General features: G+C 63.6%; 21 protein-coding genes. 9 read left to right on the forward strand and 12 right to left on the reverse strand.

The genetic code is table 11. The features are described from left to right. Positions 1-8: 8 nt before the first annotated feature. The 6 genes from nirB to badH form a co-directional block, all read right to left on the reverse strand. Positions 9-2,459 (reverse strand): nitrite reductase large subunit NirB, encoded by a 2,451-nt coding sequence (gene nirB / locus C266_RS15100; protein WP_010806942.1) that lies wholly within the window; start codon positions 2,457-2,459, stop codon positions 9-11. A 393-nt stretch (positions 2,460-2,852) separates the two neighbouring features. Further along, entirely contained in the window at positions 2,853-4,022 is a 1,170-nt protein-coding gene (locus tag C266_RS15105; protein WP_010806943.1) for an acyl-CoA dehydrogenase family protein, read from the reverse strand. Between the two features lie 13 nt (positions 4,023-4,035). Beyond that, positions 4,036-5,706 carry a cyclohexanecarboxylate-CoA ligase gene (aliA, locus tag C266_RS15110; RefSeq protein WP_010806944.1) on the reverse strand — a complete coding sequence of 557 codons (1,671 nt, stop codon included), beginning with the start codon at positions 5,704-5,706 and terminating at the stop codon, positions 4,036-4,038. A 74-nt stretch (positions 5,707-5,780) separates the two neighbouring features. Continuing rightward, complete coding sequence (gene aliB, locus C266_RS15115) at positions 5,781-6,935, reverse strand: cyclohexanecarboxyl-CoA dehydrogenase (protein WP_010806945.1); 1,155 nt, start codon at positions 6,933-6,935, stop codon at positions 5,781-5,783. 15 nt (positions 6,936-6,950) lie between these two features. Then, positions 6,951-7,733: a 2-ketocyclohexanecarboxyl-CoA hydrolase gene (gene badI / locus C266_RS15120; protein ID WP_010806946.1), complete on the reverse strand. Its 783-nt coding sequence runs from the start codon at positions 7,731-7,733 to the stop codon at positions 6,951-6,953. Between the two features lie 67 nt (positions 7,734-7,800). Further along, a complete protein-coding gene (badH, locus tag C266_RS15125; RefSeq protein ID WP_010806947.1) occupies positions 7,801-8,568 on the reverse strand; it encodes a 2-hydroxycyclohexanecarboxyl-CoA dehydrogenase in 768 nt (255 codons plus the stop codon). A gap of 145 nt (positions 8,569-8,713) precedes the next feature. Here badH and C266_RS15130 point away from each other — a divergent pair, with 145 nt between their 5' ends. The 6 genes from C266_RS15130 to C266_RS15155 all read left to right on the forward strand — a co-directional run bounded on the left by C266_RS15130 (position 8,714) and on the right by C266_RS15155 (position 14,614). Next, entirely contained in the window at positions 8,714-9,250 is a 537-nt protein-coding gene (locus C266_RS15130) for a MarR family transcriptional regulator (protein WP_036663215.1), read from the forward strand. A gap of 195 nt (positions 9,251-9,445) precedes the next feature. Next, a complete protein-coding gene (locus C266_RS15135; RefSeq protein ID WP_010806949.1) occupies positions 9,446-9,919 on the forward strand; it encodes a MarR family winged helix-turn-helix transcriptional regulator in 474 nt (157 codons plus the stop codon). A 3-nt stretch (positions 9,920-9,922) separates the two neighbouring features. Next, entirely contained in the window at positions 9,923-11,932 is a 2,010-nt protein-coding gene (locus C266_RS15140) for an FUSC family protein (RefSeq protein WP_010806950.1), read from the forward strand. Continuing rightward, entirely contained in the window at positions 11,929-12,138 is a 210-nt protein-coding gene (locus tag C266_RS15145; protein ID WP_010806951.1) for a DUF1656 domain-containing protein, read from the forward strand. Before C266_RS15140 ends, C266_RS15145 begins: the two co-directional genes overlap by 4 nt. Next, a complete protein-coding gene (locus C266_RS15150) occupies positions 12,135-13,097 on the forward strand; it encodes an HlyD family secretion protein (protein WP_010806952.1) in 963 nt (320 codons plus the stop codon). Before C266_RS15145 ends, C266_RS15150 begins: the two co-directional genes overlap by 4 nt. Positions 13,098-13,114: 17 nt before the next feature. Beyond that, positions 13,115-14,614, forward strand: coding sequence for an efflux transporter outer membrane subunit (locus C266_RS15155; protein WP_010806953.1), 1,500 nt, complete (start codon positions 13,115-13,117; stop codon positions 14,612-14,614). 223 nt (positions 14,615-14,837) lie between these two features. Here the strand turns inward: C266_RS15155 and C266_RS15160 are convergent, their stop codons facing one another. From C266_RS15160 to C266_RS15170, 3 genes are all read right to left on the reverse strand, one after another. Beyond that, entirely contained in the window at positions 14,838-15,107 is a 270-nt protein-coding gene (locus tag C266_RS15160) for a DUF4148 domain-containing protein (protein WP_010806954.1), read from the reverse strand. 326 nt (positions 15,108-15,433) lie between these two features. Next, entirely contained in the window at positions 15,434-16,201 is a 768-nt protein-coding gene (locus C266_RS15165; protein WP_010806955.1) for a LuxR family transcriptional regulator, read from the reverse strand. A gap of 147 nt (positions 16,202-16,348) precedes the next feature. Then, positions 16,349-17,242, reverse strand: a complete 894-nt coding sequence (locus tag C266_RS15170) for a LysR family transcriptional regulator (RefSeq protein WP_010806956.1) — start codon at positions 17,240-17,242, stop codon at positions 16,349-16,351. A 127-nt stretch (positions 17,243-17,369) separates the two neighbouring features. Here C266_RS15170 and C266_RS15175 point away from each other — a divergent pair, with 127 nt between their 5' ends. Then, positions 17,370-18,545 (forward strand): MFS transporter, encoded by a 1,176-nt coding sequence (locus tag C266_RS15175; protein WP_010806957.1) that lies wholly within the window; start codon positions 17,370-17,372, stop codon positions 18,543-18,545. Positions 18,546-18,657: 112 nt separating this feature from the next. Here C266_RS15175 and C266_RS15180 read toward each other — a convergent pair whose 3' ends face one another. From C266_RS15180 to C266_RS15190, 3 genes are read right to left on the reverse strand one after another with little or no spacing between them, the layout of a single operon-like run. Continuing rightward, the gene (locus tag C266_RS15180) at positions 18,658-20,121 is read right to left on the reverse strand and encodes an efflux transporter outer membrane subunit (RefSeq protein ID WP_010806958.1); all 1,464 of its coding nucleotides are present in this window, start codon (positions 20,119-20,121) and stop codon (positions 18,658-18,660) included. After that, positions 20,118-23,264: a multidrug efflux RND transporter permease subunit gene (locus tag C266_RS15185; protein ID WP_010806959.1), complete on the reverse strand. Its 3,147-nt coding sequence runs from the start codon at positions 23,262-23,264 to the stop codon at positions 20,118-20,120. Before C266_RS15185 ends, C266_RS15180 begins: the two co-directional genes overlap by 4 nt. A gap of 2 nt (positions 23,265-23,266) precedes the next feature. Then, positions 23,267-24,499 (reverse strand): efflux RND transporter periplasmic adaptor subunit, encoded by a 1,233-nt coding sequence (locus C266_RS15190; RefSeq protein ID WP_051126352.1) that lies wholly within the window; start codon positions 24,497-24,499, stop codon positions 23,267-23,269. Positions 24,500-24,837: 338 nt separating this feature from the next. Here C266_RS15190 and C266_RS15195 point away from each other — a divergent pair, with 338 nt between their 5' ends. Both C266_RS15195 and C266_RS15200 read left to right on the forward strand, forming a co-directional pair. Beyond that, entirely contained in the window at positions 24,838-25,710 is an 873-nt protein-coding gene (locus tag C266_RS15195; RefSeq protein ID WP_010806961.1) for a LysR family transcriptional regulator, read from the forward strand. Between the two features lie 4 nt (positions 25,711-25,714). Then, the gene (locus tag C266_RS15200; RefSeq protein ID WP_010806962.1) at positions 25,715-26,782 is read left to right on the forward strand and encodes a helix-turn-helix domain-containing protein; all 1,068 of its coding nucleotides are present in this window, start codon (positions 25,715-25,717) and stop codon (positions 26,780-26,782) included. Positions 26,783-26,803: the final 21 nt, after the last annotated feature.

A 26,803-nucleotide genomic window follows, 5' to 3' on the forward strand; every position in this document is an offset into this window, starting at 1 on the left:
TGATCTCCTCAGGCCATCGCAGGTGCCACGCCCAGCGGCGCGAGCGGACGGTATTCGTTGGCTTGCGCCCCCTCGATGCGCGCTTGCCACGGGTCGGGCAGGCCGTCGAGCGAGAACAGCAACCGCTCGTAGAGCGCGCGGCGGTTGGCCGCGTCGTTCACCACGCGCTGCTTCACGTAGTCGAGACCCACGCGATCGAGGTAATGCACCGTGCGGTCGAGGTAATAGGCTTCTTCGCGATAGAGCTGCAGGAAGGCTCCCGTATACTCCTTGACCTCTTCGGCCGTCTTCACCTTGACGAGGAATTGCGCCACTTCGGTCTTGATGCCGCCGTTGCCGCCGACATACAGCTCCCAGCCCGAATCGACGGCGATCACGCCTACGTCCTTGATCCCCGCTTCGGCACAGTTGCGCGGACAGCCCGACACGGCCAGCTTCACCTTGTGCGGCGACCACATGTTCGCGAGCATCGTCTCGAGATCGATCCCCATCTGCGTGCTGTTCTGCGTGCCGAAGCGGCAGAACTCGCTGCCCACGCACGTCTTCACGGTGCGGATCGACTTGCCGTAGGCGTGTCCCGACGGCATGCCCAGATCGCGCCAGACATTCACGAGGTCTTCCTTTTTCACACCGAGCAGATCGATACGCTGACCGCCCGTGACCTTGACCATCGGAATCTGATACTTGTCCGCCACGTCAGCGATGCGGCGCAACTCGCTCGCATTCGTCACACCGCCCTTCATCTGCGGGATGACGGAGAACGTGTTGTCCTTCTGAATGTTGGCGTGCACGCGCTCGTTGACGAAGCGGCTTTGCGGATCATCGACCGCCTCTTTCGGCCACGTGCTCAGCATGTAGTAGTTCAGTGCGGGACGGCACGTCGCGCAGCCGTTGGGGGTGCGCCATTCGAGGAAGTCGAAGGCGGCGCGATGCGTAGTGAGGTGATGCTCGCGCACCGCGCGGCGCACGTCGGCGTGCGACAGATCCGTGCAGCCGCACACGGCCTTTTCCTTTGGTGCGGCGTCGTAGGTCGAGCCCAGGGTGCTCATCAGAATCTGTTCGCACAGCCCGGCGCACGAGCCGCAGGAACTGGCGGCCTTGGTGTGCTTCTTCACTTCGTCCAGCGTGAACAAGCCCTTCTCGGTGATCGCCTTGACGATGGTGCCTTTGCACACACCGTTGCATCCGCAGACTTCGTCGCTATCGGACATGGCCGACGCGCGGTTCTGCCCCTGCGTGCCGACGTCGCCCACACTCGACTCGCCGAACATGATGCGCTCGCGCAATTCGCCCAGTGTGCGCCCTTCGCGCAGCAGCTTGAAGTACCAGGCACCGTCGGCCGTGTCGCCGTAAAGGCACGCGCCGACGAGCTTGTCGTCGCGAATCACGAGTTTTTTGTAGACGCCGCTCGCCGGATCGGACAGCACGATTTCTTCGGTGCCTTCGCCGCCGAGAAAGTCGCCTGCCGAGAACAGATCGATACCCGTGACCTTGAGCTTCGTCGACATCACCGAGCCGCGATAGCTGCCAATGCCCATGAGCGCGAGGTGGTTCGCGCAGACCTTGGCCTGTTCGAACAGCGGCGCCACGAGACCGTAGGCCACACCGCGATGGCTCACGCACTCGCCCACGGCGTAGATGCGAGGATCGTAAGTTTGCAGCGTGTCGGACACGACAATCCCGCGCGAGCAATACAGCCCGGCCGCTTCGGCCAGCGCCGTATTCGGCCGGATGCCGGCTGCCATCACGACAAGGTCGGCGGCAACGGTTTCGCCGTCGCTGAACTGCACGGCGCGCACGGCACCATTGCCGTCGTCGAGAATGGCGGACGTTTGATGCGACAGCCGGAACGCGAGACCGCGCGCTTCGAGCGAGCGTTGCAGGAGCTTGCCCGCCGTGCTGTCGAGCTGACGTTCGAGCAAGGTATCGGCCAGATGCACGACGGTCACGTCCATGCCGCGCAACTTGAGACCGTTGGCCGCTTCCAGGCCGAGCAGGCCGCCACCGATCACGACCGCATGACGCTTCAGGCGCGCCGTCTCGATCATGATCTCGGTGTCGCGAATGTCGCGATAGCTGATGACCCCGTCGAGATCCTTGCCCGGCACCGGCAGGATGAACGGGCTGGAGCCGGTGGCGATGAGCAGACGATCGTACGGCGCTTCGGTGCCGTCGGCACAGCGCACCGCACGGCGCGGCCGGTCGATCTGCGTGACTTCCTTGCCCAGATGCAGCGTGATGCCCTTTTCCGCATACCAGTCGAGCGGGTTGAGCACGATGTCGGCGAACGCCTGTTCTCCCGCAAGCACCGGCGAGAGCAGGATGCGGTTGTAGTTCGGGTGCGGCTCCGCGCCGAACACGGTGATGTCGTACTGATGCGGCGCGATCTCCAGCAATTCTTCGAGCGTGCGGATGCCCGCCATGCCATTGCCAATCACGACCAGACGAGGTTTGCGCATGCTGTCTTCTCCTGTTGCAACGCGTGCAGCGCCCGAAAAACAAAACGGCGTCCGTCCGTGCCGAAGCACGGAGGGACGCCGTTGTCCTGTGGGTACGTCGCAGGCCATCTCGCCCGACGCCGCACCTGAATTCGTTGCCGGCGACGCCTTTGCCGCTGGCCTTTACGCTAACGCAACAAGCGTGCCAGCCATGTCCTCACTATCGGCAGAGCTTTGCCAGGTAAGGCGAAAGAGGAGAAATGTCTATGGGAAACGTCCGAAGCTAGAGGGAAAACTGCTGCACCGCAGCAGTGCAAGGCGGTACCGCACCCGCCTTGCACGCACCAGGATGATGCGCCCTCGCGTAGCGCCGGCAGAGCACACCGGCGGAGTATGCCGGCGGGTCGCGGCTCGTCAGTCGTCCTGCATGAGCGCGCGGCCGATGATCAGTTGCTGAATCTGCGTTGTGCCTTCATACAGACGAAGCAGGCGCACGTCGCGATAGAAGCGCTCGACCTTGTACTCGTTGATGTAACCTGCCCCGCCGTGTATCTGCACGCCGCGATCGGCCACGCGGCCGACCATCTCCGTACAGAACAGCTTGGCGCACGACGCCCGCATGCTCACATCGGCGTCGCGCTTGCCCGCGGGCTTGGCGTCATAGCGCGCGGCGCAGTCCTGCACCATCGACCATCCCGCATAGTGTTCCGCCTGACTGTCCGCGAGCATCGCCTGCACGAGCTGGAAGTCGCCGATGCGCTGACCGAATTGCTTGCGTTCGCGCGCGTAGGCCACCGCCTCGTCGAGAATCCGCTGCGCCATGCCGCAAGAGAGCGCCGCCACATGCAGACGGCCGCGATCGAGCACCTTCATGGCCGTCTTGAACCCCTTGCCGGCCTCGCCGCCGATGATATTCGCCGCAGGCACGCGTGCACCTTGCAGCACAACGTCGCAGGTCTTCGTACCGCGCTGGCCCATCTTCTTGTCGGGCTTGCCGAGCGACAGCCCCGGCGTGTCGGCCGGCACGATGAAGGCCGAGATGCCGCCCGCCCCTTCGCCGCCGGTGCGCGCCATCAAAGTGAAAGCCCCCGCGCGCGGTGCGTTGGTAATGAACCGCTTCACGCCATCGAGCACGTACGTGTCGCCATCGAGCACGGCGCGCGTTTTGAGGGCCGCCGGGTCCGACCCCGCGTCGGGCTCCGTGAGCGCGAACGACATGATCAGATCTCCGCTCGCCACACGCGGCAGCAGATCGCGCTTCTGCGCCTCGGTGCCGTCCATCAGAATGCCCTGGGAGCCGATCCCGACATTGGTGCCGAACACCGAGCGAAACGCCAGCGACGTCTGCCCGAACTCATAAGCCACGCGCACTTCCTGTTCCATCGACAAGCCGATGCCGCCGAATTCCTCGGGGATCGACAGACCGAACAGACCCATCTCCTTCATTTCGTCGACGATCGCGGCGGGCACGTCGTCGTGCTCCTCCACGTCGTTCTCGGCAGGCACCAGCCGCTCGCGGATGAAACGTTGCACCGCCGCGAGCAACAGCTCGAACGATTCGCTATCCAGTCCCTTCGATGTCATTTGCCACTCGTCCTCAAGGTGTGCGTTCAGTCGTTTCTGCGCGAGATGCGTCGAGCATTTCGCGCAGCTTGAATTTTTGTATCTTACCCGTGGGTGTCGTCGGGAGCGTGTCGCGAACGTCGATCCGCTCGGGCCAGTACTGCCGGGCAACCTTGTGCGACGCGAGGAAATCAGTCACCGTCGCGAGGTCGATCGACTCGCCGGCACGCGGCACGATGACCGCGCAGGCGCGCTCGCCAAGACGCTCGTCCGGATACGCAACGATAGCCACCGAGGCGACCGCCGGATGCCGGTACAGGAGCGCTTCGATTTCGACGACGGGGATGTTCTCGCCGCCGCGAATGATCACGTCCTTGCTGCGCCCGGCAATACGCACGTAGCCGGTCGCGTCGAGCCATGCCATGTCGCCGGTGTCGAACCAGCCGTTATCGTCGGTGCCGTTCCATTGCGCGCGCTTCAGGTAGCCACCGAAATTCGAGCAGGCCCGCACGAGCAGACGCCCCGTCTCACCGGCGGGCAACTCGTCGTTCTGCGCATCGACCACTCGCAACTCCACGCCGGGAAGCGGGCAACCGTCGGTCGTCGAGGCCCGCACGTCGTCATCGTCGAGACGCGTCAGCGTGACCGCGCCGTTCTCCGTCATCCCCCATGCCGAGACGATTTTCGCGCCCAGCACGCTACGCGCCTGCTCGACGACGGGGCCGGGAATCGGCGCCCCCGCACACAGGAATGCACGCAGGCTAGGCACGCGCACGCCGGCGGCCGCCACCGCTTTCGTCAGATCGGAGAGGAACGGGGTCGAAGCCATCGTGAACGTCACGCCATGCTCGCGGATGAGCCGCACCGCATTGGCCGGGTCCCAGATATCGAGCATCACGGCGCTCGCCCCGAGAATCACCGGCATCATGAGTCCGTACATGAAGCCGGTCTGGTGCGCGAGGGGCGAGCCCATGAGGATGACGTCGTCGCGGCCGAGGCGCATACGCTCGGCATAGGCGAGAATGTTCGAGAACGTGGTATTCGCGCTGTGCATCACGCCTTTGGGCTCACCCGTCGTCCCCGAGGTGTACATCAACTGCATGACGTCGTCCGGATGGGCTCGTGCCGCCTGCATGGCGGCCTGCTCGGTGCGCGATGCAGCAGGTTCGCCCGCCATAAGCACGGCGTCGAAACTATCGTCGCCAAGACCTTCGCCATCGACCACGATGACGTGCCGCAGGTCCGGCAAATCCGGCTGCAGGGCTCGCGCCATCGCAGCATGATCGAACCCCCGAAACTGGCAGGGCACGATGAACACCTTCGCCTCGCCATGCCGCAACATGAACGACAGCTCCCGCTCACGAAAGATGTGCATCAGCGGATTGAGCACGGCACCGATCCGCGCGCAAGCCAGATAAGTCAACGCGAACTGCCAGCCGTTGGGCAACTGGCAGGCAACGACATCGCCACGGCCTACGCCACGCCGCATCAACCCCAGCGCCAGACGCTCGGCACCGTCCGCGAGCGCGGCGTAGGTGAGGCACTGGGTCTGCCCCGTGGCTGTCGACACGGCCGTCAGTGCGATCTTGCCGGGCGACGCCGCCACCGCAGCATCGAGTGCATCGTTAATCGTCCGTTCGGGCCACCAGCCACGTGCCACGCTCTGCTCGCGCCTTGGGGGAAGCAACACCGCGTCAAATTCCATTGCATCGTCTCCTGTGCTGTCGTGTCGTTCGTATCGTTATGGTGATGCCGCGACTACCGCCCGCGCCAATGCCCTCAGATCGGCACGGCCTGCCTGCCCGCCCGGGTGCGCGCAATGATCGTCTTCATGATCTGGGCCGTGCCGTCGCCGATCTGGAACCCGAGCACGTCGCGCAGCCGTTGCTCCATCACGCCACGGTCGTAACCGCCGTGTCCGAACATCAACAGGCACTGGTGAATCGTGTCGTAGGCCAGCTTCGGCCCCCACCATTTGCACATCGCCGCTTCGGCACTGTGCGGCAAGCCACGGTCCTTGAGCCACAGCGTTTGCAGGCAAAGCAGTCTCGCCGCCTCGACCTGGGTATCGAAGTCCGCCAGCGGATGCGACACGCCCTGAAATGCCGAGAGCGGCTTGCCGAACGCCTCGCGCTGGGCGACGTATTCCCATGTCTCGTCCAGCGCCGCTCTTGCAACGGCCAGCACCTGCAGGCCGATCAGCGCCCGCGAGAAATCGAACCCCTGCATCACCTGCACGAAGCCCTCGCCGGGCGTGCCGAGCACATGGTCGGCGGGAATTCGAACGTTCTCGAAGAACAAGGAACCGCGCCCGATGGCCCGCTGCCCATGACAGTCGAAGCGCTGCCGCGTGACGCCCGGCAGGTCGAGCGGCACAAAAAATGCCGAGATGCCGCGCGCGAGTTCGGACACCTCGCCGGTCCGGGCGAAGACAACGGCCGCGTCTGCCTGATCGGCCGCCGAGATCGATGTCTTCTCGCCGTTGAGCACGTAATGCGTGCCGTCAAAGTCAGCACGCATGCGCAGGTTCGCGGCATCGGAGCCGCCGCGGGGTTCGGTCAGTGCGATAGCCAGCAGCGTCTCGCCGCGCGTGAGCTTCTCCAGCCACGGCGTCACCACTTCCGGCTTGCCATGCTCGGCCAGAATCTGACCGTTGAGCGAGGCCAGCAGGTTGACGTACGACATGCTGAGATCCGCGCGCGCGATGGCCTCGTGAATCACCCCGGCGGCAAGACGCCCCATGCCCTGGCCGCCGTAGACTTCCGGCAGCTCGGGCGCAATCAGCCCCATTTCCCCCATCTCTCGCATGAGCGGACGGTCAAGCACACGTGTTTTGTCGCGCGCCTGAAAACCGGGCGCGATGCGCGCCTGGGCAAAGCGCTGCGTGTGCTCGGCCAGCGCCGCGAGATCGTCATCGAGATACGGATTGAGCATCGCGGTGTTCCTCGCTTATTTGGCGTACTTGCGGAAGTCGGGCTTGCGCTTTTCCTGAAACGCGCGCACACCCTCGCGCGATTCTTCCGTCTCGTAATAGAGCTTGAGCGCGTACATGCCCATGCCGGCGATGCCTGCCTGCTGTGCGGTGTCCATGTTGAACGAGCGCTTCGCGATGGCGATCGCCGTCGGGCTGCGCTCCATGATCTCGTCGCACCATTTCTGCACTTCGGCATCGAGCTGCTCGTGGGGCACGACCGTGTTCACCAGCCCCATCGTCAGCGCCTCGGCCGCCGTATAGCGACGGCACAGGTACCAGATTTCGCGAGCCTTCTTCTCGCCGACCACGCGCGCCAGAAACGCGGTGCCGAAGCCGGGATCGACCGAGCCGACCTTCGGCCCGACCTGGCCGAATACCGCCTTTTCCGACGCGATCGTAAAGTCGCATAAGGTGCAGATGACGTTGCCGCCACCAATCGCATATCCCTGCACACGGGCGATGACCGGTTTGGGGACGTCGCGAATCGCGTTGTGCAGTTCCTCCATCGGCAAACCGATGGTGCCGCGTCCGTCGTACTGCCCTTCATGCGCCGACTGGTCGCCGCCCGTGCAGAACGCTTTCTCGCCCGCACCGGCGAGCACGATGCTGCCGATCTCCCTGTCGTAACCCGCTTTGTTGATCGCGTGAATCAGTTCGTCGCAGGTGCGCCCGCGAAACGCATTCATCTTGTCCGGGCGGTTGATCGTGATCCACGCCGCGCCGTTACGCACTTCATACAGAATGTCTTCGTAGTTCATTGTCTTGATCCTCGCCGCCGGCCGCTTGACGTTCGGCCGTGTGCGGCATCGTCGTGATGGGGAAACGTCAGCCGTTCATCGTGAGTCCGCCCGACACGCTCAGCACCTGACCGGTGACGAACGCGGCGTCGTCGCTGGCGAAGAAGGCAATCGCGCCGGGCAGATCGCTCGCCTGGCCGATGCGGCCCAACGGAATCGCTTTCGTGAATGCCTCAACCAGCTTCTCGGGGTTGCCGGCGCCTTCCTTGTAATCGGCAAACAGCGCCGTGTCGGTCGGCCCCGGACACACCACGTTCACAGTGATGCCGTGGCGCGCATGTTCGCGGGCGATCGTTTTCGAGAACGCCACGATTCCGCCTTTACAGGCTGCATAGACCGCCTCGCCGGAGGAGCCGACCCGCGCGGCGTCGGATGCGATGTTGACGATCCGCCCGCTGCGCCGCGCCACCATCTCGGGTAACACCGCGTGATGCATGTGCAACGCGCCAACCAGGTTGATGGCAATCAGCCGTTCCCACTCGGCAGGCGCCGTCTTGGTAAAGGGCTTGAAGATGTCCCAGCCGGCGTTATTGACAAGCACGCTCACCGGACCGAACGCGTGCGAGACGGCGGCGACCGCCGAGTCGACCTGCTCGCGCACGGTGATGTCGCACGCAAACGCTTGCGCTTGCCCCCCCGCTTCGACAATTTCCCCGGCGACACGCTGTGCCGCTGCCAAGTCGCGATCGAACACGGCCACGGCCGCCCCCTCGCCTCCCAGCCGATGGCATGTTGCCCCGCCGATCCCGCCCCCGCCCCCCGTCACAATGACGGTCTTGCCTTCGAACCGCTGCATGTCCTGCCTCCAGAGTCGCTGGCGGGCGCGGTATCCTTGCTGACCTCGCAAGAGACTCGCCCGCCGATCAAATTACGTCAACATATTGACGTATACTAGACACGAGATCGGCGATGCGCAAGCATGCAAATGCGGAGTTATCGACATGGAAAACCCTAAGAAAAATACAGAAATTACGCGTATGGAGTTGGCTAACCGGTTGTTTTTCCGGCTCTACCAATGCGCAAATATGTTGCACAAAACCGGCACGAGAGCGGTGGAGAGTCTTGGTCTGACGACGCAACAGTGGGCCGTGCTGGGGGCACTGTCCCGGCCGGAAGTCCCCGACGGCATGAGCGTGGGCGATCTGGCCCGCTATCTGATGGTGAGCCGCCAGAACCTGTCCGGCCTGATCAGCCGCATGGAACGCGACGGCCACATCGTCAGCACACCTGACGGACGCGACCGGCGCTCACGCCGCATCACGATGACCGAGCACGGTCACCATGTCTGGCACCGTGAGGCCGTGCCGCGCATTCACGACTACTACGAACGGGCGCTGGACGAGTTCTCGACGGGCGATATCACCCACACCCTGCACTACCTGCTCAAGCTGCTCGAGAACATGAAGCAGATTGACGATATCTCCGGATCGGAGAGCGAAACGACAGACACCGCCAAGGCAGATGCCTCACGCACCTGAAAGTCAGGTCGTATGGCGTCCGACAAAAAATAAAACAAGCGCAACTGACGAAAAGCGTTCGCCGCAACATCTCCGGCCGTGACCATGAATGACCCGCAAGCCCTTGCCGGGCTTGCCTCCCAGCGAATCTCGCCGCCCGATGCAATAAGCCATTAACTAGCATCCTAATTATTAGTTAACATATAATCTTTCACCATGACCTCGTTAGAATCGCTCCGCTTCGTCTTTACCAGCCATCTGCTGCTGGCGGGCAAGCAATGGCGTCAGATTTCGCAGGGCGCAATCGTCGAATATGGAATTTCCGCGGCGAGCGCCGGCCCATTGCTGTTCATCCGCCGCCTTGGTCAGGGAGTGCGTCAGGTCGAGCTTGCCGAATACGTCGGGCTCGAAGGCGCGTCTCTGGTTCGGTTGCTCGATCAGTTGTGCGCAGCCGGACTCGTGCTGCGTGAAGTCGACGCCAGCGACCGCCGCGCCAATGCGTTGCGGCTCACGCAGGCCGGCGAAGCGCTCGCCGAGAAGCTCGAAATCGAACTCAGCCAGTTGCGCGCGAGAGTTTTCGCAAACATTCCGCGCGAGGATTTCGAAGCGGTGTTGCGCGTGTTCGAAGCCATTTCCAGCGTAGCGAGCCCCGATGTGGGCGTGCTCGAGATGGAGCCCCCGAAGAAGTAGACCGTGCTCAACTGGCCATCCTCACGCGACTGGATTTTCTCGATCAAGGCGTTCGCCGCCTCGATGCTGGCGCTCTACATCGCGCAGGCCATCGGCTTGCCGCGCCCGTACTGGGCGATGGCCACGGTCTACATCGTGTCGCACCCGCTCACCGGCGCCACACGCTCCAAGGCGCTGTATCGCGTGCTCGGCACGCTGCTCGGCGCGGGCGCGTCCGTTGTCCTGGTCCCCGCGCTCGTCAACTACCCGGTGCTGCTGATGGCGGCCGTCGGGCTGTGGACCGGCACCCTGCTCTACATCTGTCTGCTACACCGTTCGCCGCGCAGTTATGTGTTTCTGCTGGCGTCGTACACGCTGCCGCTGATCGCCTTGCCAGCGGTCGGTACGCCCGACGGCATCTTCGATATCGCGGTGGCGCGTGCCGAGGAGATCATTCTTGGTATCGTCTGCGCGAGCGTGGTCGGCGCCGTGATCCTACCCACGAGCGTGGCCAAGGTGTTGCACGACCGCTCGGCACGCTGGCTCACCGACGCCGCGCGCTGGACGGCCGACATGCTCTCGGCCGACCCGGAAGGCAAGACAACGCGCCACATGAGCCGCCACCGTATGGCGGCCGACATTCTGGCGCTGGACCAGTTGATCAGCCAGCTTTCGTACGATGCCGACACGTCGGAGCGCGTGCGCGACGCGCGGGAGTTACGCGGGCGCATGACCATGATGATGCCGGTGCTCTCGACGGTGGCGTCGCTCGTGCATACGTTACGCGAGCACCCGAACGGCGCGCCCGAAGCGCTCGAAGCGAAGATGGCGGACGTGGTCGCATGGCTGCGGCGCGGCGCGCCGTCGCCCGCCCCGGCTCACTTGCTGAGTCCGCCGCAATCGGCCGGAGAAGCCTCGGACTGGTATGGCGCGCTGGTCGCCGCCACCGAGGACCGGCTGCGCTCGCTGGTGCAACTCTGGCAGGACTGCGCGTCGCTGCAACGCCGTTTCGGCCAGCTCGACGATCAGAACCGCGGCCATGAATGGACGCCGGCTTTCCAGCACTGGGAGTTGGGTGGCGCACGCCACTACGACCACGGGCTGCTCTTGTTCTCAACCGTTTCGGCCGCGCTGTGCACGTTCCTCATGGGCATGGCGTGGATCTACACCGGCTGGAACGACGGCGCCGCCGGTGTCTCGCTCTGCGCCGTCGCCTGCTGCTTCTTCGCGGCAACGGATGAGCCCGCACCGTTCATCCGCTCGTTTTTCTGGGCGACGGCCGTGTGCGTGGTGCTCGCCGCCATCTATGTGTTCTTCATCCTGACGAATGCGCATGACTTCGGGTTGCTCGTAGCGATGTTTGCCGTGCCGTACCTGCTGGTCGGCACGTTCATCCCGCAGCCTCGCTTTGCGATGGTGGCCATGCCCGTTGCGGTCAATACGGCAAGCTTTGTCGGCATTCAGGGCGGCTACAGCGCCGACTTCCAGGCGTTCTTCAACAACAATATCGCCGGTCTGGCCGGCGTGCTGTTCGCGCTGATCTGGACGTTACAAACAAGGCCGTTCGGCACCCGAGTGGCCATGCGCCGCCTGATTCACGCGAGCTGGCGCGACATTGCGAAGAACGCCATCGGCCGCTCGGTGGCCGAGCATGACCGCCTGCGCGCGCGACTGCTCGACCGCCTCGGCCAACTGGTACCGCGTCTGGCCGCGAGCGAGAGCGAAACGTCGAGCGACGGCTTTACCGAAGTGCGCGTCGAACTCTCGGCACTGGCATTGCAGCGCGAGCTGCCACATCTGAATCCATCGCAGCGCGAGGCCGTCGAGGCCGTGCTCACCGACGTGGCGCGCTTTTATCGAGCGCGACTCGACGAGCAGGTGAGCGAGCCCGGCACCCCGCTGCACGACAAACTGCTGGGCGCGCTGCGCTCGCTGGTGGCCCATAGCGATCAGGCCTCGCGCAGTGCGCGCGCTTCGCTCATGGACATCCACGTAGCGTTGTTCCCGGCCACACGCCCCGTGAGTGTTCAATGAGCGGTGAGATCGATATCTACGGCGTATTCGTGCCGACGCTGCTGGCCCTGATGATCGTGGCTTTCGTGCTGACGGGCGCGCTGCGCTTCATGCTCGCGCGCATCGGCTTTTACAAACTCGTCTGGCATCGTTCGTTATTCAACCTTGCTGTGTACATCATCGCGCTGGGCGGCATCGTCGCCATCGCGCGCGCCTGCCAACCATGAAACTGAAACTTCGCTCTCTCGGCTCCGTTGTGCTGACGCTTGCGGTATCTTGCGTCGCGGTCTTCGTGCTGCTGCACTTGTGGGACTACTACACCGTCGCGCCATGGACACGTGACGGGCGCATTCGCGCCGACATCGTGCAGGTCGCGCCCGATGTCTCCGGCCTCATCACCGATGTCGAGGTCAAGGACAACCAGCAGGTGCACCGCGGCGATCTGCTGTTCGTGATCGACCGCGACCGCTACACGCTTGCGTTGCATCAGGCCGAAGCCAATGTCGCCGCGCAGCGCGCCACGCTCGCTCAGGCCCGCCGCGAAAACGCCCGCAACCATCAGTTGACGGAAGTCGTCGCCAAGGAAGTGGTAGAGGCCGGTCAGGCCAAGGTCGAATCCGGCGAAGCGGCCGTCGCACAAGCCGAAACGGCCGTGCAACTCGCGAAGCTTAACCTCGAGCGTACACGCGTTCTCGCCCCTGCCGACGGCTACCTGAACGACCGTCTGCCTCGGGTGGGCGACTATGTCATCACCGGCCGCCCGGTGCTCTCCATGGTCGATGCGAACTCGCTGCACGTCGAAGGCTACTTCGAAGAGACCAAGATGCGCGGCATCCATATCGGCGACAAAGTCGAAGTGCGCCTGATGGGCGAGCGACATGTCCTGCACGGCCATGTGCAGAGTATCGTCGCCGGGATCGAAGACCGCGATCGCACGAGCGGCGCATCGATGCTGCCCAACATCAACCCCACCTTCAACTGGGTACGTCTTGCCCAGCGCATTCCGGTGCGCATTGCGCTCGACGACGTGCCCAAAGATATGCGCCTGGTCGCCGGCCGCACCGCGACGGTGAGCGTCGTGGAAAGTCAGCAGGACACGGCCAGTCAGTCGAAACAGGCGGATGCCGCGCCCACGACGCTGGCCGCCGCACGCGAGACCGGCGCCCGAGCAGGAGCCCGGCGGTGAGTACACGATTACGCCTGATGAGTGCGGTGGCAGCGGCCGCCGCGCTAGTCGCGGGATGCACGACCGTCGGCCCCGACTACCATCTGCCGGAAAACTCGGCGATGCGCTCGCACGAGGCCAACGGCCCCATCGCGAACGCCACACAACGCGCCGTGTCAATTGGCGCCGTGCCCGACGATTGGTGGCAACTCTACGACGACCCGAAACTCGACGCGCTCGTCAAAGAGGCGCTTGCCGCGAACACGGACATTCGCGTGGCGCTCGCCAACGTGCAGCGTGCGATTGCGATGTATCACGAAGTCCAGTCGGAGAACTTTCCGCAGGGCGGCGTGCAGGCTAACGGAGGACGCGCCCAGCTTTCCGGCGAGAGTTTCCTGAAGGAAGACAAGCTGCCCGTGATCAATCTGGCCGCAGCGGCGCTGTCCATCTCTTACCAGATCGATTTTTTCGGCAAGCTGGCGCGTGCGGACGAAGCCGCACTCGCCGCCGCCGAAGCCAGTCAGGCAGCGCTGGATGTCGCTCGCGTGAGTGTGGCCGCCGAAACGGTGCGCGCCTATGTGCAAAGCTGCGCGGCCAATCAAGAGTACGACATCGCCGACGAGCAATTGCAATTGCAGGAAAAGAGCGTAGCGATAACGCGCAAGTTGGTCGACGCGGGTCGCGATCAATCCACCGATCTGCTGCGCGCTCAGGCGCAGGCCGACACACTGCGTGCCGCCCTGCCGCATTTCCAGGCGCAGCATGAAGCCGCAACCTATCGGCTTGCGGTGATGCTCGGCAAGGTGCCCGGCACGCTCGACGCCAACGCCAACGCCTCACAGTGCCGCCGCATTCCTCAGTTGAATCACCCGCTGCCGGTCGGCGACGGCACGGCGCTGCTCAAGCGCCGCCCCGACGTACGTCAGGCGGAGCGCGAACTGGCGTCGGCCACGGCGAAGATCGGGGTCGCCACGGCCGACCTCTATCCGTCGATCCGCCTGGGCGCCTCGATCGGCGCGAGCGGGATGCTGGAACACTTCGGGCAAGGCCGCACGGAGCAATGGACCGTGGGACCGATGATTACGTGGTCGCTGCCAACCAACGGTGTGCGTGCCCATATCCAAGGTATGGAAGCCGGTGCCGATGCCGCCCTCGCCCATTTCGATGGCGTGGTGTTGAAGGCATTACAGGAAACGCAGACGACCCTCTCCGCTTACACTCGCGAGCTGCAACGCGGCGACGCCCTGCGCGACGCTCGCGACAAGTCGCGCGCCGCTGCCGAGCAGAATCACAAGCTCTATCAGGCTGGTCGCGCGCCGTTTCTGACCAGCCTCGACGCCGAACGCACCCACGCCAACGCCGAGGCAGCACTGGTCGCCTCCGAAACGCTGGTTGCCATGGATCAGGTCAATCTGTTCCTGGCACTAGGCGGGGGCTGGCAATCGAGCGCGGCGAACGACAAGACGTCGCTGGCCCAATCCCGTTCGACGCCGGCAGGTGGCGGCACACCCGCCTCACCGGCACTGTCTACCCATTGACCGATTGAGATGTGAGGGGAAGTGGCGTCTTCTTGACGCCGCCCCTCCAGAAACACACAAGCCCCGTCGGGAACGAATCCTCGTGCGGGGCTGTGGCAGGTGACGCACATCGGCGTCGGTGAGTGGAATCGCGCGGCGCGGACAGGACTCGATGGTGAGTCGGGCGGGCCGTCGGCGAATCCGGAACTGCTATCGATAATCGCAGCGCTTATCCGAGCGCTGTTCAGTTGGCGGACGGCGCTTTCGGTGCGTCGACTTGGTTTTGCGCTTCAATCTTTGCCGTCAGCTTCTGCAACTGAACCGACTGCTCGTAGGTGTACGGGAAATTGAATTCCGTCACCGGCGAAAGACCAAGTTCACGCGCAGCTTGCAACTCAGCGCGCACATGGGCACGGGTCACGCCGCCCGTTTGGCTCTGATCTGCCGCAAATACCGAGCCAGCCGCCATCGTCAGGCCAACGAGCGCGACCGCAGTCAACAGGTTCTTTTTCATGGAAAACTCCTTTTATCGTTCATATGACGCTCATGGACACGAAAACCGCCAATCAATCAGTTTTCGCCATGAATAAATTATAGTTTTCCCTTACCAATGAACCAGCCCTAAAACCACAACACACTATTTCGGAAATAGTGTGAATTCGGCCAAATTCAACGCCGAAATTGCGGGGAAATCGAAATGAAATAACGCCGATCGCTCGAAGATCGTGTTATTTCACTGAATGGAAAGTGGCTGAAGCCGCCGGGCAAGAAGGCCGGATGAAAGTCGCCTCGTGAGCGACTGTAAAAATCACTCACGAGCCGGGGTCAATCGAGGAAGAATCAGGGTGAAATCAAACCGCCGCTGATTGCTGCGGCAATCGCCTGATGTCGATTGACGGCACCGAGCTTGCGCTTGGCGTTATTGATATGAAACGTCACGGTGTGTTCGGAGATCTTCAAAATCAAGCCGATCTCCCACGCCGTTTTACCGCGCGCCGCCCACAGCAGACTCTCGATTTCGCGCGGACTGAGCTTTCCAACGCTGCGACTCGCCACCCATTGCATGTCGAGTTGTTGAATCGCCTGATGAAAGTACACCGCGGTCAGATAAATCTCTCCGATCATGCGGGCTTCATGCTCGGCCGATTCTTCAGGCGACTTTGCCGTCGCGGCGCTAAAGATTGCGCGCTCACCGGCGGCACCGTAGATTGGAATCGACACCCCGGACGCGAGACCATGCTCGCGGGCATCCGCGAAAATCGGATGCGGCCGCTTCTGAGCAAGAAAAATCCGCCAAAGAATCGGGAGCGGCGATAAATTGGCCGCAATCAGAATCGGATCGACTTCAGCATAGCGTGCGACTTGATAACGCTCGATCCACGACGCTGGAAATGTCGTAAAAATATGCCGGCTCGGCATACCCTGCGCCGAAATCCACTGATCTTCAATCTGAAATGCTGCGGCCTCTCGTTCCCGACGCGGCAGGAGCGGCGCGTAAAACAGCGCGTCATATCCGAGCGTGTGCCTCAGATTCTGAAACTCTGCGTCGAGTGCCTCGACCGAGCGGGCACCGAGCAGCCCCTCATACCGGTAAAGATTATGATGCATTGCAAGTTGCACGTTTCTTGACGATTGCCGGCGAATTGCCGATATTCGCGCATTGTAGTCCCAGCCTTGTCGATTGCGGGCAGTAATTTGTCCCTGTGAAACGACAAGTCCATTTGAAGTGGAGTGCCAATCATTTCCCCATCCAAATCATGCGGCGTGGCTCAACGCCTCCAACGCCGACATGACCTTTCGCAGCCCCGGGGCAAGCGGTTTGTCCTGACGCACGACAATCGCAAGCGTTCTCGATAGTTCGGGAGTGAGCGTCGAAATGCGTAAGCCACGGCGGTAATGTGCCGCCCCTACCGACATGCGCGGCACGATGCTGTAACCCAATCCCGCCGCCACCATTTCCTTGATCGCTTCGATGCTGCCCAGCGCCATGACCGGACGCACTCGCCATCCGGCTTGCAGGAACCACTCGTCGATCAACAACCGCGTGCTGCTCCCCGAGGCGAAAGCGACCATCGGTGCTGCCGCGAGCCTTTGCGGCGTGACCTCTGCCGCCGAACCCTGATCGCCGGCGGGAGCGATGGCAACGAACTCGTCGCGTAACACCGGCGTGATGTGAAGGCTGCGCCCTGCGGCAGGCAACGTGACGAGTCCGATATCCAGCCGGTTCTCCGTCACGGCGGCCACCACGTCGTCGGTGTTGCCGGTACTCACGCGAATGTCGAGCATCGGATGGCGTTTGCGCATCGCGCGCAGAATCGGCGGCAACAGATGAATGCAGGCCGTCGCCCCGGTCCCGATCGCCACTTCTCCCGCCACGTCGCTCGCGTGGCTCGTCAGCGCCTGCATGGCGTCTTCGACGGCGCTGTCGATGCGGCGAGCGTGCTCGAGCAACGTGAGTCCGGCGGACGTCGGCTTGAGCCGCTTGCCGACTCGCTCGATCAGCCGGACATTCAGCCTTTGCTCCAGTTGGCGAACCTGAAGGCTGACGGCAGGTTGCGAAAGATCGAGACGGGCGGCAGCCGCAGAAAAGCTCCCGGCATCGACGACTTCGGAAAACGTGTGAAGTTGATCCAGATTCAGGCGGCGCATCTCAAAGTTTTCCTTATGAGCCGGATAAGATGCCAAGACTTTACCAAGAGATGGTGTTGGCGCACCATGCAGGCGTGTCTTCGCCAACCGCTCCAGCGGCTTCACTGCCGCCTTTGTTCCCTGCCACATGCCCACCACCATCACCCTCGGTCTCGCGCAGTTGATCAACTGGGGCGTGAGCTTCTACCTGCCCGGCGCCTTCGCATGGCGTATCGCACAAACGACCGGCTGGCCGCAAACCTGGGTGTTTGCCGGTCCATCGCTTGCCATGCTGGTGATGGCCGCCGTCTCGCCGCTATCGGGCCGCTGGCTCGAACGGATGGGGGGGCGCCGCGTCATGTGCACCGGCACGCTCGTCTGCTCGGCGGGCTGCGCAACGCTTGCCACGAGCACAACCCTCGTTCAGTTCTATGCGGCGTGGTGCCTGCTCGGCGTCGGCATGCGTCTCTCGCTGTACGACGCCGCGTTCGCCACCCTCGCCGCGTGCTACGGGTCTGCTGCACGCCGGCCGATGACACAGATCACGCTCATGGGGGGACTGGCGACGACCGTCTTCTGGCCGCTGGGCAACTGGCTGGGCGATACGTGGGGATGGCGCACGGGAGTGCTGGTCTATGGCCTCATCGGCCTGCTCGCCTGGGCATTGCTGCGCAGCTTGCCGCCGACACCCTCCCGGATGCCGGCCGCCCATGCGGCCCGCCAGCCACGCTCGCCGCTGCCCTGGGCGCCCGCCCTGCTTTACTGTGCCGTCATGGCGCTGGTGTCGATTCTGTCGTCGGGGCTGGCAGCCCATCTGACGTCCCTGCTCGGTGCTCACGGCCTGCCGGTCGGACTCGCCGCCTTGTGGGGATTGGGACAGGTGTGCGCGCGCACACTCGAATGGCTTACGCCGCGTCAGACGAGCGCGGTCAGACTCAACCTCGTGGTCGGCTGCGGACTGCCGCTGTGCTTCGCGCTGGGACTTGCGGGCATGTCGTCGATGTACGCCGCAGGGGTCTTCATTTTCACGTACGGGGCCTTGAACGGTCTGGCCACGCTGCTGCGCGCCGGCCTGCCGCTCGAACTCTTCGCGCACGACGCCTACGCGCGTGCGCTGGGCACCCTGCTCACGCCGGCGTTCGCCCTGTCGGCCGTGGCGCCTTGGGGGTATGCCGTGGCGCGCGAGCATTGGGGCGATGCGGCCATTCTCTGGGTGTCGCTCGTTATCGGTTTGCTGATCGCGGGGGCGGCACTAACGCTGCGGCGTCTGGCGCCGCCAACGCCCGTTCCACAAAGGCTTGCGGAAACGCGATCCACGTCTTGACCTTGACGTCGATGGGCCAGCGCGGGCATCGATCGCGTCACCCCATAGCAAAACCCCGCCGGATCGTGAGACCCGGCGGGGGTTTTCATTATCGCGGACGAACGGTGCCGCGTCAGGACTCGCCCGTCTCCGGCTGCCAACCACCGCCCAATGCGCGATACAGCGCCACTTGATTGACCAGCACCCGCTGCTTCACGTCGATCAACTGTTGCGCGGCCTGAAACTCGCTGCGTTGCGCGTCGAGCAGTTCGAGGTAGCTCGCTACCCCGTTGACATAGCGGCGCTTGGCCAGACGAAGTCGTTCGCGCTCGCCGTCCGACACCCGCCTTTGTGCCTGAAACTGGCGCGTCAGCAGTTGCTGTGCAGCAAGCGCATCGTCCACTTCGGCGAACGCCGTCTGTATCGCACGCTCGTACGACACGACGGCCATCTCCTTGCGCACGTTCGCCAGATTCAGCCCCTGCATGTTGCGACCGCCTTCGAAGATCGGCACGGTAATCTGCGGCATGAACGTCCACACGCCGGTGCCCGCACTGAACAGATCCGCAAAGCGCGAACTGGCCGTACCAATGTCCGTCGTCAGCTTGATCGACGGAAAGAACGCGGCGCGCGCTGCACCGATATTCGCGTTGGCGGCGCGCAGTCGCGCTTCCGCCTGGCGAATGTCCGGACGACGCATCAACAACGACGACGGCAGCCCGGCCGCGACAGGCACCACGAAGGTGTCGTCGAGCGTGGCGGCGGCCACCGGCTTTGCACCGACATCGCCGGTGAGCACCTGCAACGCGTGCACGATCTCGCTGCGCTGACGCTCGCGCTCGGCCAGCGCCGCCCGCGCCACTTCGACCTGTGTGGTCTCGGTGTTCAGATCGAGATCGTCGACCAGTCCGCGTTCGGCACGCAGACGAATGACGCGAATGCCTTCTTCCCGAGCCGTCAGCACCTCACGCGCGTAAGCGATCTGTTCGTTGATGGCCACGAGCCCGATGTAGGACGTGGCCACTTCCGCCACGAGACTCACCTGCGCCGCACGTTGGGCTTCTTCGCTCGCCAGATACTCTTGCAGAGCGGCATCGCTCAGGCTGCGAACACGTCCGAAGAAGTCGAGTTCGAACGCGCTCACGCCCGCCGTCGCGCGCAGGTCGTTGGCCACATAGCCGCCCGCGGTGTTGTTGCCGCCATTGAGCGAGCCCGTCGAACCGGAATAGCGCTGACGGGAGAACGTGCCGCCGGCCTTCACGCTCGGCAGCAGATTAGCGGCTTCGATGCCGTAAAGCGCGCGCGCTTCCTGCACACGCAGCGACGCCAGACGCAGGTCGCGATTCTGGTCGAGCGCTCGGCGAATCAGCGTGCGCAAGCCCGGATCGGTGAACACGTCGGCCCAGTCCGCATCGGCCGCGAGTGGGCTGGCCAGCGCCAGCCGCACGTCACTGCCCGACGGGGCCGCTTCGTAGGTCGTGGGCATCGGGGCTGCCGGGCGCTCATACGTAGGCGCCAGCGTGCATCCGCCCAGTAACGCGAGCAGACACACACCCGCGGCGGATATCCCGCGCAAGCGGGGTCGAAACGTCGTCATACCTTCCCCTCGACGGCCGGCGCGCCATCGCGCGACGCGTCCGTACTCTCTGTCTCCGGCCGGCGCACAAAGCGGCCGACCAACAGGAAAAACAGCGGCACCAGGAAGATCGCCAGCACCGTGGCCGTCACGATCCCGCCGAGCACCGCCACACCGATGGCACGTTGCGCTCCCGACGCCGGGCCCGAGGCGATTGCCAGGGGCACCACGCCGAAACCGAACGCGAGCGACGTCATCACGATCGGGCGCAGACGCAAGCGCGCCGCCTCCACCGCCGCATCGAGCCAGGTCATGCCCTGCTTCGCCAGATCGTTGGCGACTTCCACGATCAGAATCGCGTTCTTCGCCGACAGACCGATGGTGGCGATCAGCCCCACCTTGAAGTAGATGTCGTTGGGCATGCCCATCAGGCTTACGGCACCAAGCGCGCCAATCACCCCGAGCGGCACCACCATGATCACGGCCGCCGGAATGGCCCAGCTTTCATACAGCGCAGCGAGCGCGAGGAACACGATCAGCACCGACAAGGCGAACAACATCGGCGCCTGCGCTCCCGAAATGCGCTCTTCGAGCGACTGCCCGCTCCACTCATAACCAATGCCCTTGGGCAGTTCGGCCATCAGTTGCTCCATGCGCGCCATCGCTTCACCGCTGCTCTTGCCGGGAGCGGCTTCGCCCTGAATCGTGAACGACGGATAGCTGTTGTAGCGTCTGAGCTGCGGCGAGCCGAGCTTCCACTTGAGCGAGACGAATGCCGAGAGCGGCGCCATCTCACCGTTGGCGTTGCGCACGCGCAGATTGCCGATGTCCTCCGGCGAGACGCGTTGTTTGCCGTCCGCCTGCACGATCACCCTGCGATTTTCCGCACCCAGCATGAAATCGCCCACGTAGTCTGAGCCAAACATGGTGGCCAGCGTCGTGTTGACGTCGTCCATGTTGACCTTGAGCGCTTCCATCTTGCGCCGGTCGATGGTGACGTCAATCTGCGGCACGTCGCCCTGACCGGCGAAGATCACGTTCTTGAGCACCGGGTCTTGCGCGGCCTTGTGCAGTAGTTCGTCGCGCGCGGCAATGAACGTTTCCTTGCCAACGCCCGCGCGGTCCTGCAAACGCAGATTGAAGCCGTTCGACGACCCAAGTTCCGGCAGCGCCGGGCTGTTCATCGCCATCATCATCCGATCGGGCTGACCGGCGAACTTCTCGTTGACGCGGTCAACGACGGCCTGCACGCTGTCGTGCTTCGACGTGCGCTCATGCCAGTCCTTGAGCGTGACGTACAGCATCCCGCCGCCCGGCCCCGAACCAAACTCATTCCATCCGCCCAGCACAAAGACGTGCTTGACCGGCTCGTCCTTCATCAGATAGCTCTCGATGCGCTTGAGCGCGGTCATCGCTTCGGGCAGTGTTGCTCCCTGCGGCTCAGACGCCATCACCATGAAGCTACCCGTGTCTTCCTCGGGAATGAACGCCGACGGCAGACGCATGAACGCCAACGGCACGGCGATCAGCACGATGCCATAGACCAAGTACGCACGCCACGGACGGTGCAGCGTCTTGCTGACCGTGCGCGTGTAGCGCTCGGTGCCGAGGGCGAACGTACGGTTGAACCAGCCGAAGAAGCCGCGCTTCTGATGGTGATCGGCCGCAATCGGACGCAGCAGCGTGGCACAAAGTGCAGGCGTGAGCGACAGTGCGAGGAACGCCGAGAACCCGATCGACACCGCCAGCGTGAGCGCGAACTGCCGGTAGATGTTACCCACCGCACCCGAGAAAAACGCCATTGGCACGAACACCGTGACCAGCACCACCGTGATCCCTACGATGGCCCCGCTGATCTGCGACATCGCCTTGACCGTAGCCGCATAGGGCGAGAGGCCCTCCTCGACCATGATCCGCTCGGTGTTTTCGACCACGACGATGGCATCGTCGACCAGAATGCCGATGGCCAGCACCATGCCGAACATGGTGAGCGTGTTGATCGAGTACCCGAGTCCCAGCAGCACGCCGAAGGTACCCAACAAGGCCACCGGCACGACAAGCGTCGGGATCAGCGTGGCGCGCAGGTTCTGCATGAACAGATACATCACGAGAAACACCAGCACCACGGCCTCGAGCAGCGTCATGACGACCTTCTGGATCGAGACCTTCACGAACGACGCGGTTTCGTAGGGAATCTGATATGAGACGCCGGCCGGAAACAGTGCCGATTGTTCGTCCATGACCTTACGCACCGCCTTCATCACATCCACGGCGTTCGAACCCGCCGCCAGTTTGATGCCCATCGCCGTTGCCGGCATGCCGTCCACACGCGACGAATAGCTGTAATCGGCGGCGCCCAGTTCCACGCGCGCGACATCGCCAAGGCGGATCGCCGAGCCATCGGCGCGCACGCGCAGCGGAATGTCGGCAAACGCTTCCGGCGTCGACAATGCACTGTCCGACACCACGTTGGCATTGATCGGGGCTGACGCAGGCGTTCCGCCTGCACCGATATCGCCGACCGTCACGCGTGCGTTGTAGGCGCGAACCTTCGAGACAACGTCCGGCGCAGTCAGGTCGAGTGCGACAAGCTTCGCCGGATCCGGCCAGATGCGAATGGCCTTTTCGGTGCCCCAAACCTGCACCTGCCCGACACCCGGCACACGCCTTAGCTGATTGACGACCTGTGCCGACGCAATCTCCCCAAGGTCGAACTCGCTGATCGCCGGATTGGCCGACGCCAGCGTAACCACCATGTGAATATTGTCCGCAGCACGCTCCACGACGACACCATCGCGACGCACGACTTCAGGCAAACGCGATTCGATGGTCTTCAGACGATTCTGTACCTCCACCGCAGCCAGATCGAGACTGGTGCCCTGGCGGAAGGTGAGGTTGACCGACGAGCGGCCGTTACCGCTGGACGCCGACGTGTACATCAGCCCCGGTGCGCCGTTCATCTGGCGCTCGATGAGCGCCGTTACGGAGTCTTCGACCACTTTCGCCGACGCGCCCGGATAGCTGCTCCACACGCTGACCGTCGGCGGCGCGATGTCAGGGTACTGCGCGACGGGCAGCGCCCGGATCGCGAGCACACCCACCAGCGTTATCAACAGGGAAATCACCCAGGCAAAGACCGGGCGATCGATAAAGAAACGAGCCATGGTTATTGCGTCTCCGCTTTGGAGGCCGGACCGGCGCGCGCGGGCGCTACCGGTTTGGCGTTGTCTTGCGGCTTCGCATCACGGGGGGCTTCCGGCTTGGCGGCACTTTCCGTGGTGTCGGCCTTGAGCTTGACTTGCATGCCGTCGGAGAACTGCGCGACGTTGTGCACGATGACCTTCTCGCCGCCCTTGAGGCCGTCCGTCACCAGCCAGTCGCGGCCGTCGATCGCTTCGGCATGCACCTTCGTATCGCGCACCTCGCCTTGCGCATCGACCACGCGCACCACGGCGCCATCGACCGTGCGCGTGAGCGATTCGCGGGGCACACGTACGACGTTCGGGTTGACGGCCCCTTGCATGCTCACCTTCACGAACGCGCCGGGTAGCAGCACGCCGTCCGGGTTCGGCAGCAAGGCGCGCATGGCGATAGTGTCCGTGCCGGGGTCGACGGCCAGATCGGTGAAGAGCAGCTTGCCGGGCAACGTGTACTCTCGCCCATCGGGCAACGTCACATGCACCTGCGGCGCAGCCGACTCGCTGCCGTGTTGCAGCTTGCCCGCGCGCAGATCACGCGTCATGGCGTAGACCTCCGCGGCCGGTTGCGAGAAGTTCACGTAGATCGGATCGATCTGCTCCACGCGTGTGAGCAACGTGGCCGAGTCGAGTCCGACGAGAGCGCCTTCGGTCACTTCGGCTCGACGCACGCGCCCCGCGATGGGCGAGACAACACTCGTATAGCCGAGGTTGAGTTCCGCCTTGCGGACTTCTGCGCGGGCCGCAAGCACGTCTGCGCGCGCGCGGGCTTCAGCCGCACGTGACTCGGCGTCTTCGCGGGCGCTGATAGCGCGCTCTTCGAGCAAGCCGCGATAGCGCTCGATCTTGTCGCGTGCCGAATCGTGTTCGGCCTGCGCCTTGGCGAGCGCACCGCGAGCGGCATCGAGCGCAGCAGACAGCGGTTGCGGGTCGATGCGGAACAGCACGTCGCCCTTGGCGACTTTCTGACCTTCCTGATAACGGCGCTCGATGACGACACCGCCCGCACGAGCGCGCACGTCGGCGCTGCGGTAGGCCTCCAGGCGGCCCGGTTGTTGGGTCGTCAGCGGTTCGGCGCGACGCTCGACCGTGCGCACGACGGCTTCGGGCGTAGCATCGGCGGCGTCTTTCTTGCCGCGATCCGAGCAGGCGGCGAGCAAGAGAACACTGGCGATCAGGCTGGCGGACACGCCAGTTAGCATTCCGAAACGGGTTCGGTTATCGATTTTCGGTGACATGTAAGAGCATTGGATTTACGACATCCGGTCAGGGTGTCGATGCCGCGTTCGGTGCGCGACGTCAACCAGTGGCGAAGCCAGTGGTGGGGAACCGGGGGCCCACGTCTCTCCAGGAGCGCCGTGGGTGGCAGGTGCGCGTTGCGCGAAGGAGGTCTTTACCTGAGACCACCGGACCGGGAGATCCGGTCGTCTGCCGCCTCGCCTATGCTGGCGTTTCAATCTGGCGTTTTACATTGGAGAAGCACGATTCTGCCTCGAAATTACTGTTAGAAAAAGTTGGAACCTATCTATAAAATGGATGAATGAACTGGACAATAGAACAATTGCGCTATTTTGTGGCGGCTTCGGAAGAAGGCTCGATATCGGCTGCCGCCCGCCGGCTCGGCAAAGCCCAGTCGGCGGTGAGTACGGCGATTTCGCTGCTCGAAGCCGATTTGGGATTTGAACTATTCGACCGGAGTCGCCGCAATGCGAGACTCACCGATCAGGGTGAGGTGATGCTGCTCGAGGCCAAGGAACTGCTGCGGCAGGCCGAGGGCCTGAACCATCGCGCGAATGCCTTGGCGTTCGGCGAGCAGCCGCAGTTGTCGCTGGCACTCGATGAGGCGCTGCCGTATCAGGCGGTGAGCGAACTGGTGCGGGATCTCGCTCACCAGTTCGCCTACCTTGAGTTGACGCTGCTCTACGGCACGTCGACGGAAGTTGCGGAGTATGTCGAGAAGCAGCGAGCGGACATGGGCTTTCACGTGGATCGCGGCGCGATTTCGTCCGCGCTGGGACACAAATACGTCGGATCGGCTGTGCAGGGCGTATTCGTCGCAGGCGATCATCCGCTGGCCTATCGCGATCAGGTGACACGCGGCGATTTGGCGAAGTACCGGCAGATTCTGTTGCAGATGGACGACTTCACCCCATTGCAGCTCAGCCCGGCGATCTGGCGGGCAGACAGTTCCCACGTGATTGCCAGCATGGTCGTCGACAAACTCGGCTGGGCCGTTCTCCCTATCGATATTGCGGAGTACGAAGACCTTCACGAATTGCGCTGCGACGATCTCGGTCTGCCGCAGTTGCCCGTGCGTATGCTCTGGCGTTTTGGGCGAGAACCCAACGACGTGATGCGCTGGTGCGATGCGCGGTTTGCCGAGTTGTTACGGGTGATTTCAGAGGAGGCCTGAGCCAATGCGCGAAGCGTCACGGCAGTTCGTCGCCCGGTTCGACAGCCGGGCGCTTCCGGAAGCGCCGGAGGTTTGGCGTGCGTTGGTGCGTCCGTATGTCGACGTGCGAATCGAGGCAAGTCCGCACGGCTTCATGGGCGAGATGAGCGGCACGCATCTGGGAGATTGCCTAATCAGCCGCAGCGCCTGCTCTGCCACGATGGATCATCGGCGCAACGCGATGGATATCCGGCGAAGCCACGTGGATCATCTGCTGATTCAGCTTTTCACCTCGGGAGGCGTTCAGGGCGAATACGGCAAGCGCGCGGTCAATGCAGCGGCGGGGGCGATCGGCGTGCTGGATCTGGGGCAGACGGTCAACAGCCGCACCACGTCGTTCTCGACCATCACGCTCACCGTACCGCGCGACCGTCTCCCAACGTCGCTACGCGACCAGAAGCTGCATGGCGCGGTGCTCGCCCCTGAATTAGGCGCAACCCGCTTGCTGGCATCGCATCTGACTGAGTTGTTGAAAAGCGCCCCGACGCTGACAAGCGAAGAAATGGCGGCCTCCGTGAATGCCGGTCTGATTCTGCTCGGCGGTGCGCAGTCGAAGCTGCTAGACAACGCGGGCGACGCGCAGCAGGTCATCCGGGATGGCGTCAAGCGGCTGATTCGAGATCACATCGATCGCTATCTGACGACCGATGCGCTGTCTCCGGAGCAAATCTCCGCGGCAATGGGCATTTCACGGTCCGGCCTGTATCGATTGTTTCAGGCGGATGGCGGAGTACAGGCCTATATTCAGGCGCGCAGGCTCGACAGGTGCTTTGACGAATTGCTGCTATCCACAGGCAATCGCATCAGCATTATCGAGATTGCTTTTCGCTACGGTTTCTCGAGCGAGAGCGTGTTCAGCCGCGCCTTCCGCCGGCGATTCGGTGTCAGTCCGCGCGAAGTGCGCGCCAGCGCGAGACAGACCACGGATCGCAAGCCCGTCGAACCGGCATCGCCGGGTGATGAGGCCACCGTGCGAGGGTGGCTCGAAGGCATTCAACGCACACCGCCGACGCGCACGGCGGCATCGTCCTGAGCCAGACGGGCAGGTCAACGT

The sequence above is a fragment of the Pandoraea sp. SD6-2 genome, from assembly GCF_000389825.1.
In the GTDB taxonomy this organism is placed as follows: domain Bacteria; phylum Pseudomonadota; class Gammaproteobacteria; order Burkholderiales; family Burkholderiaceae; genus Pandoraea; species Pandoraea communis.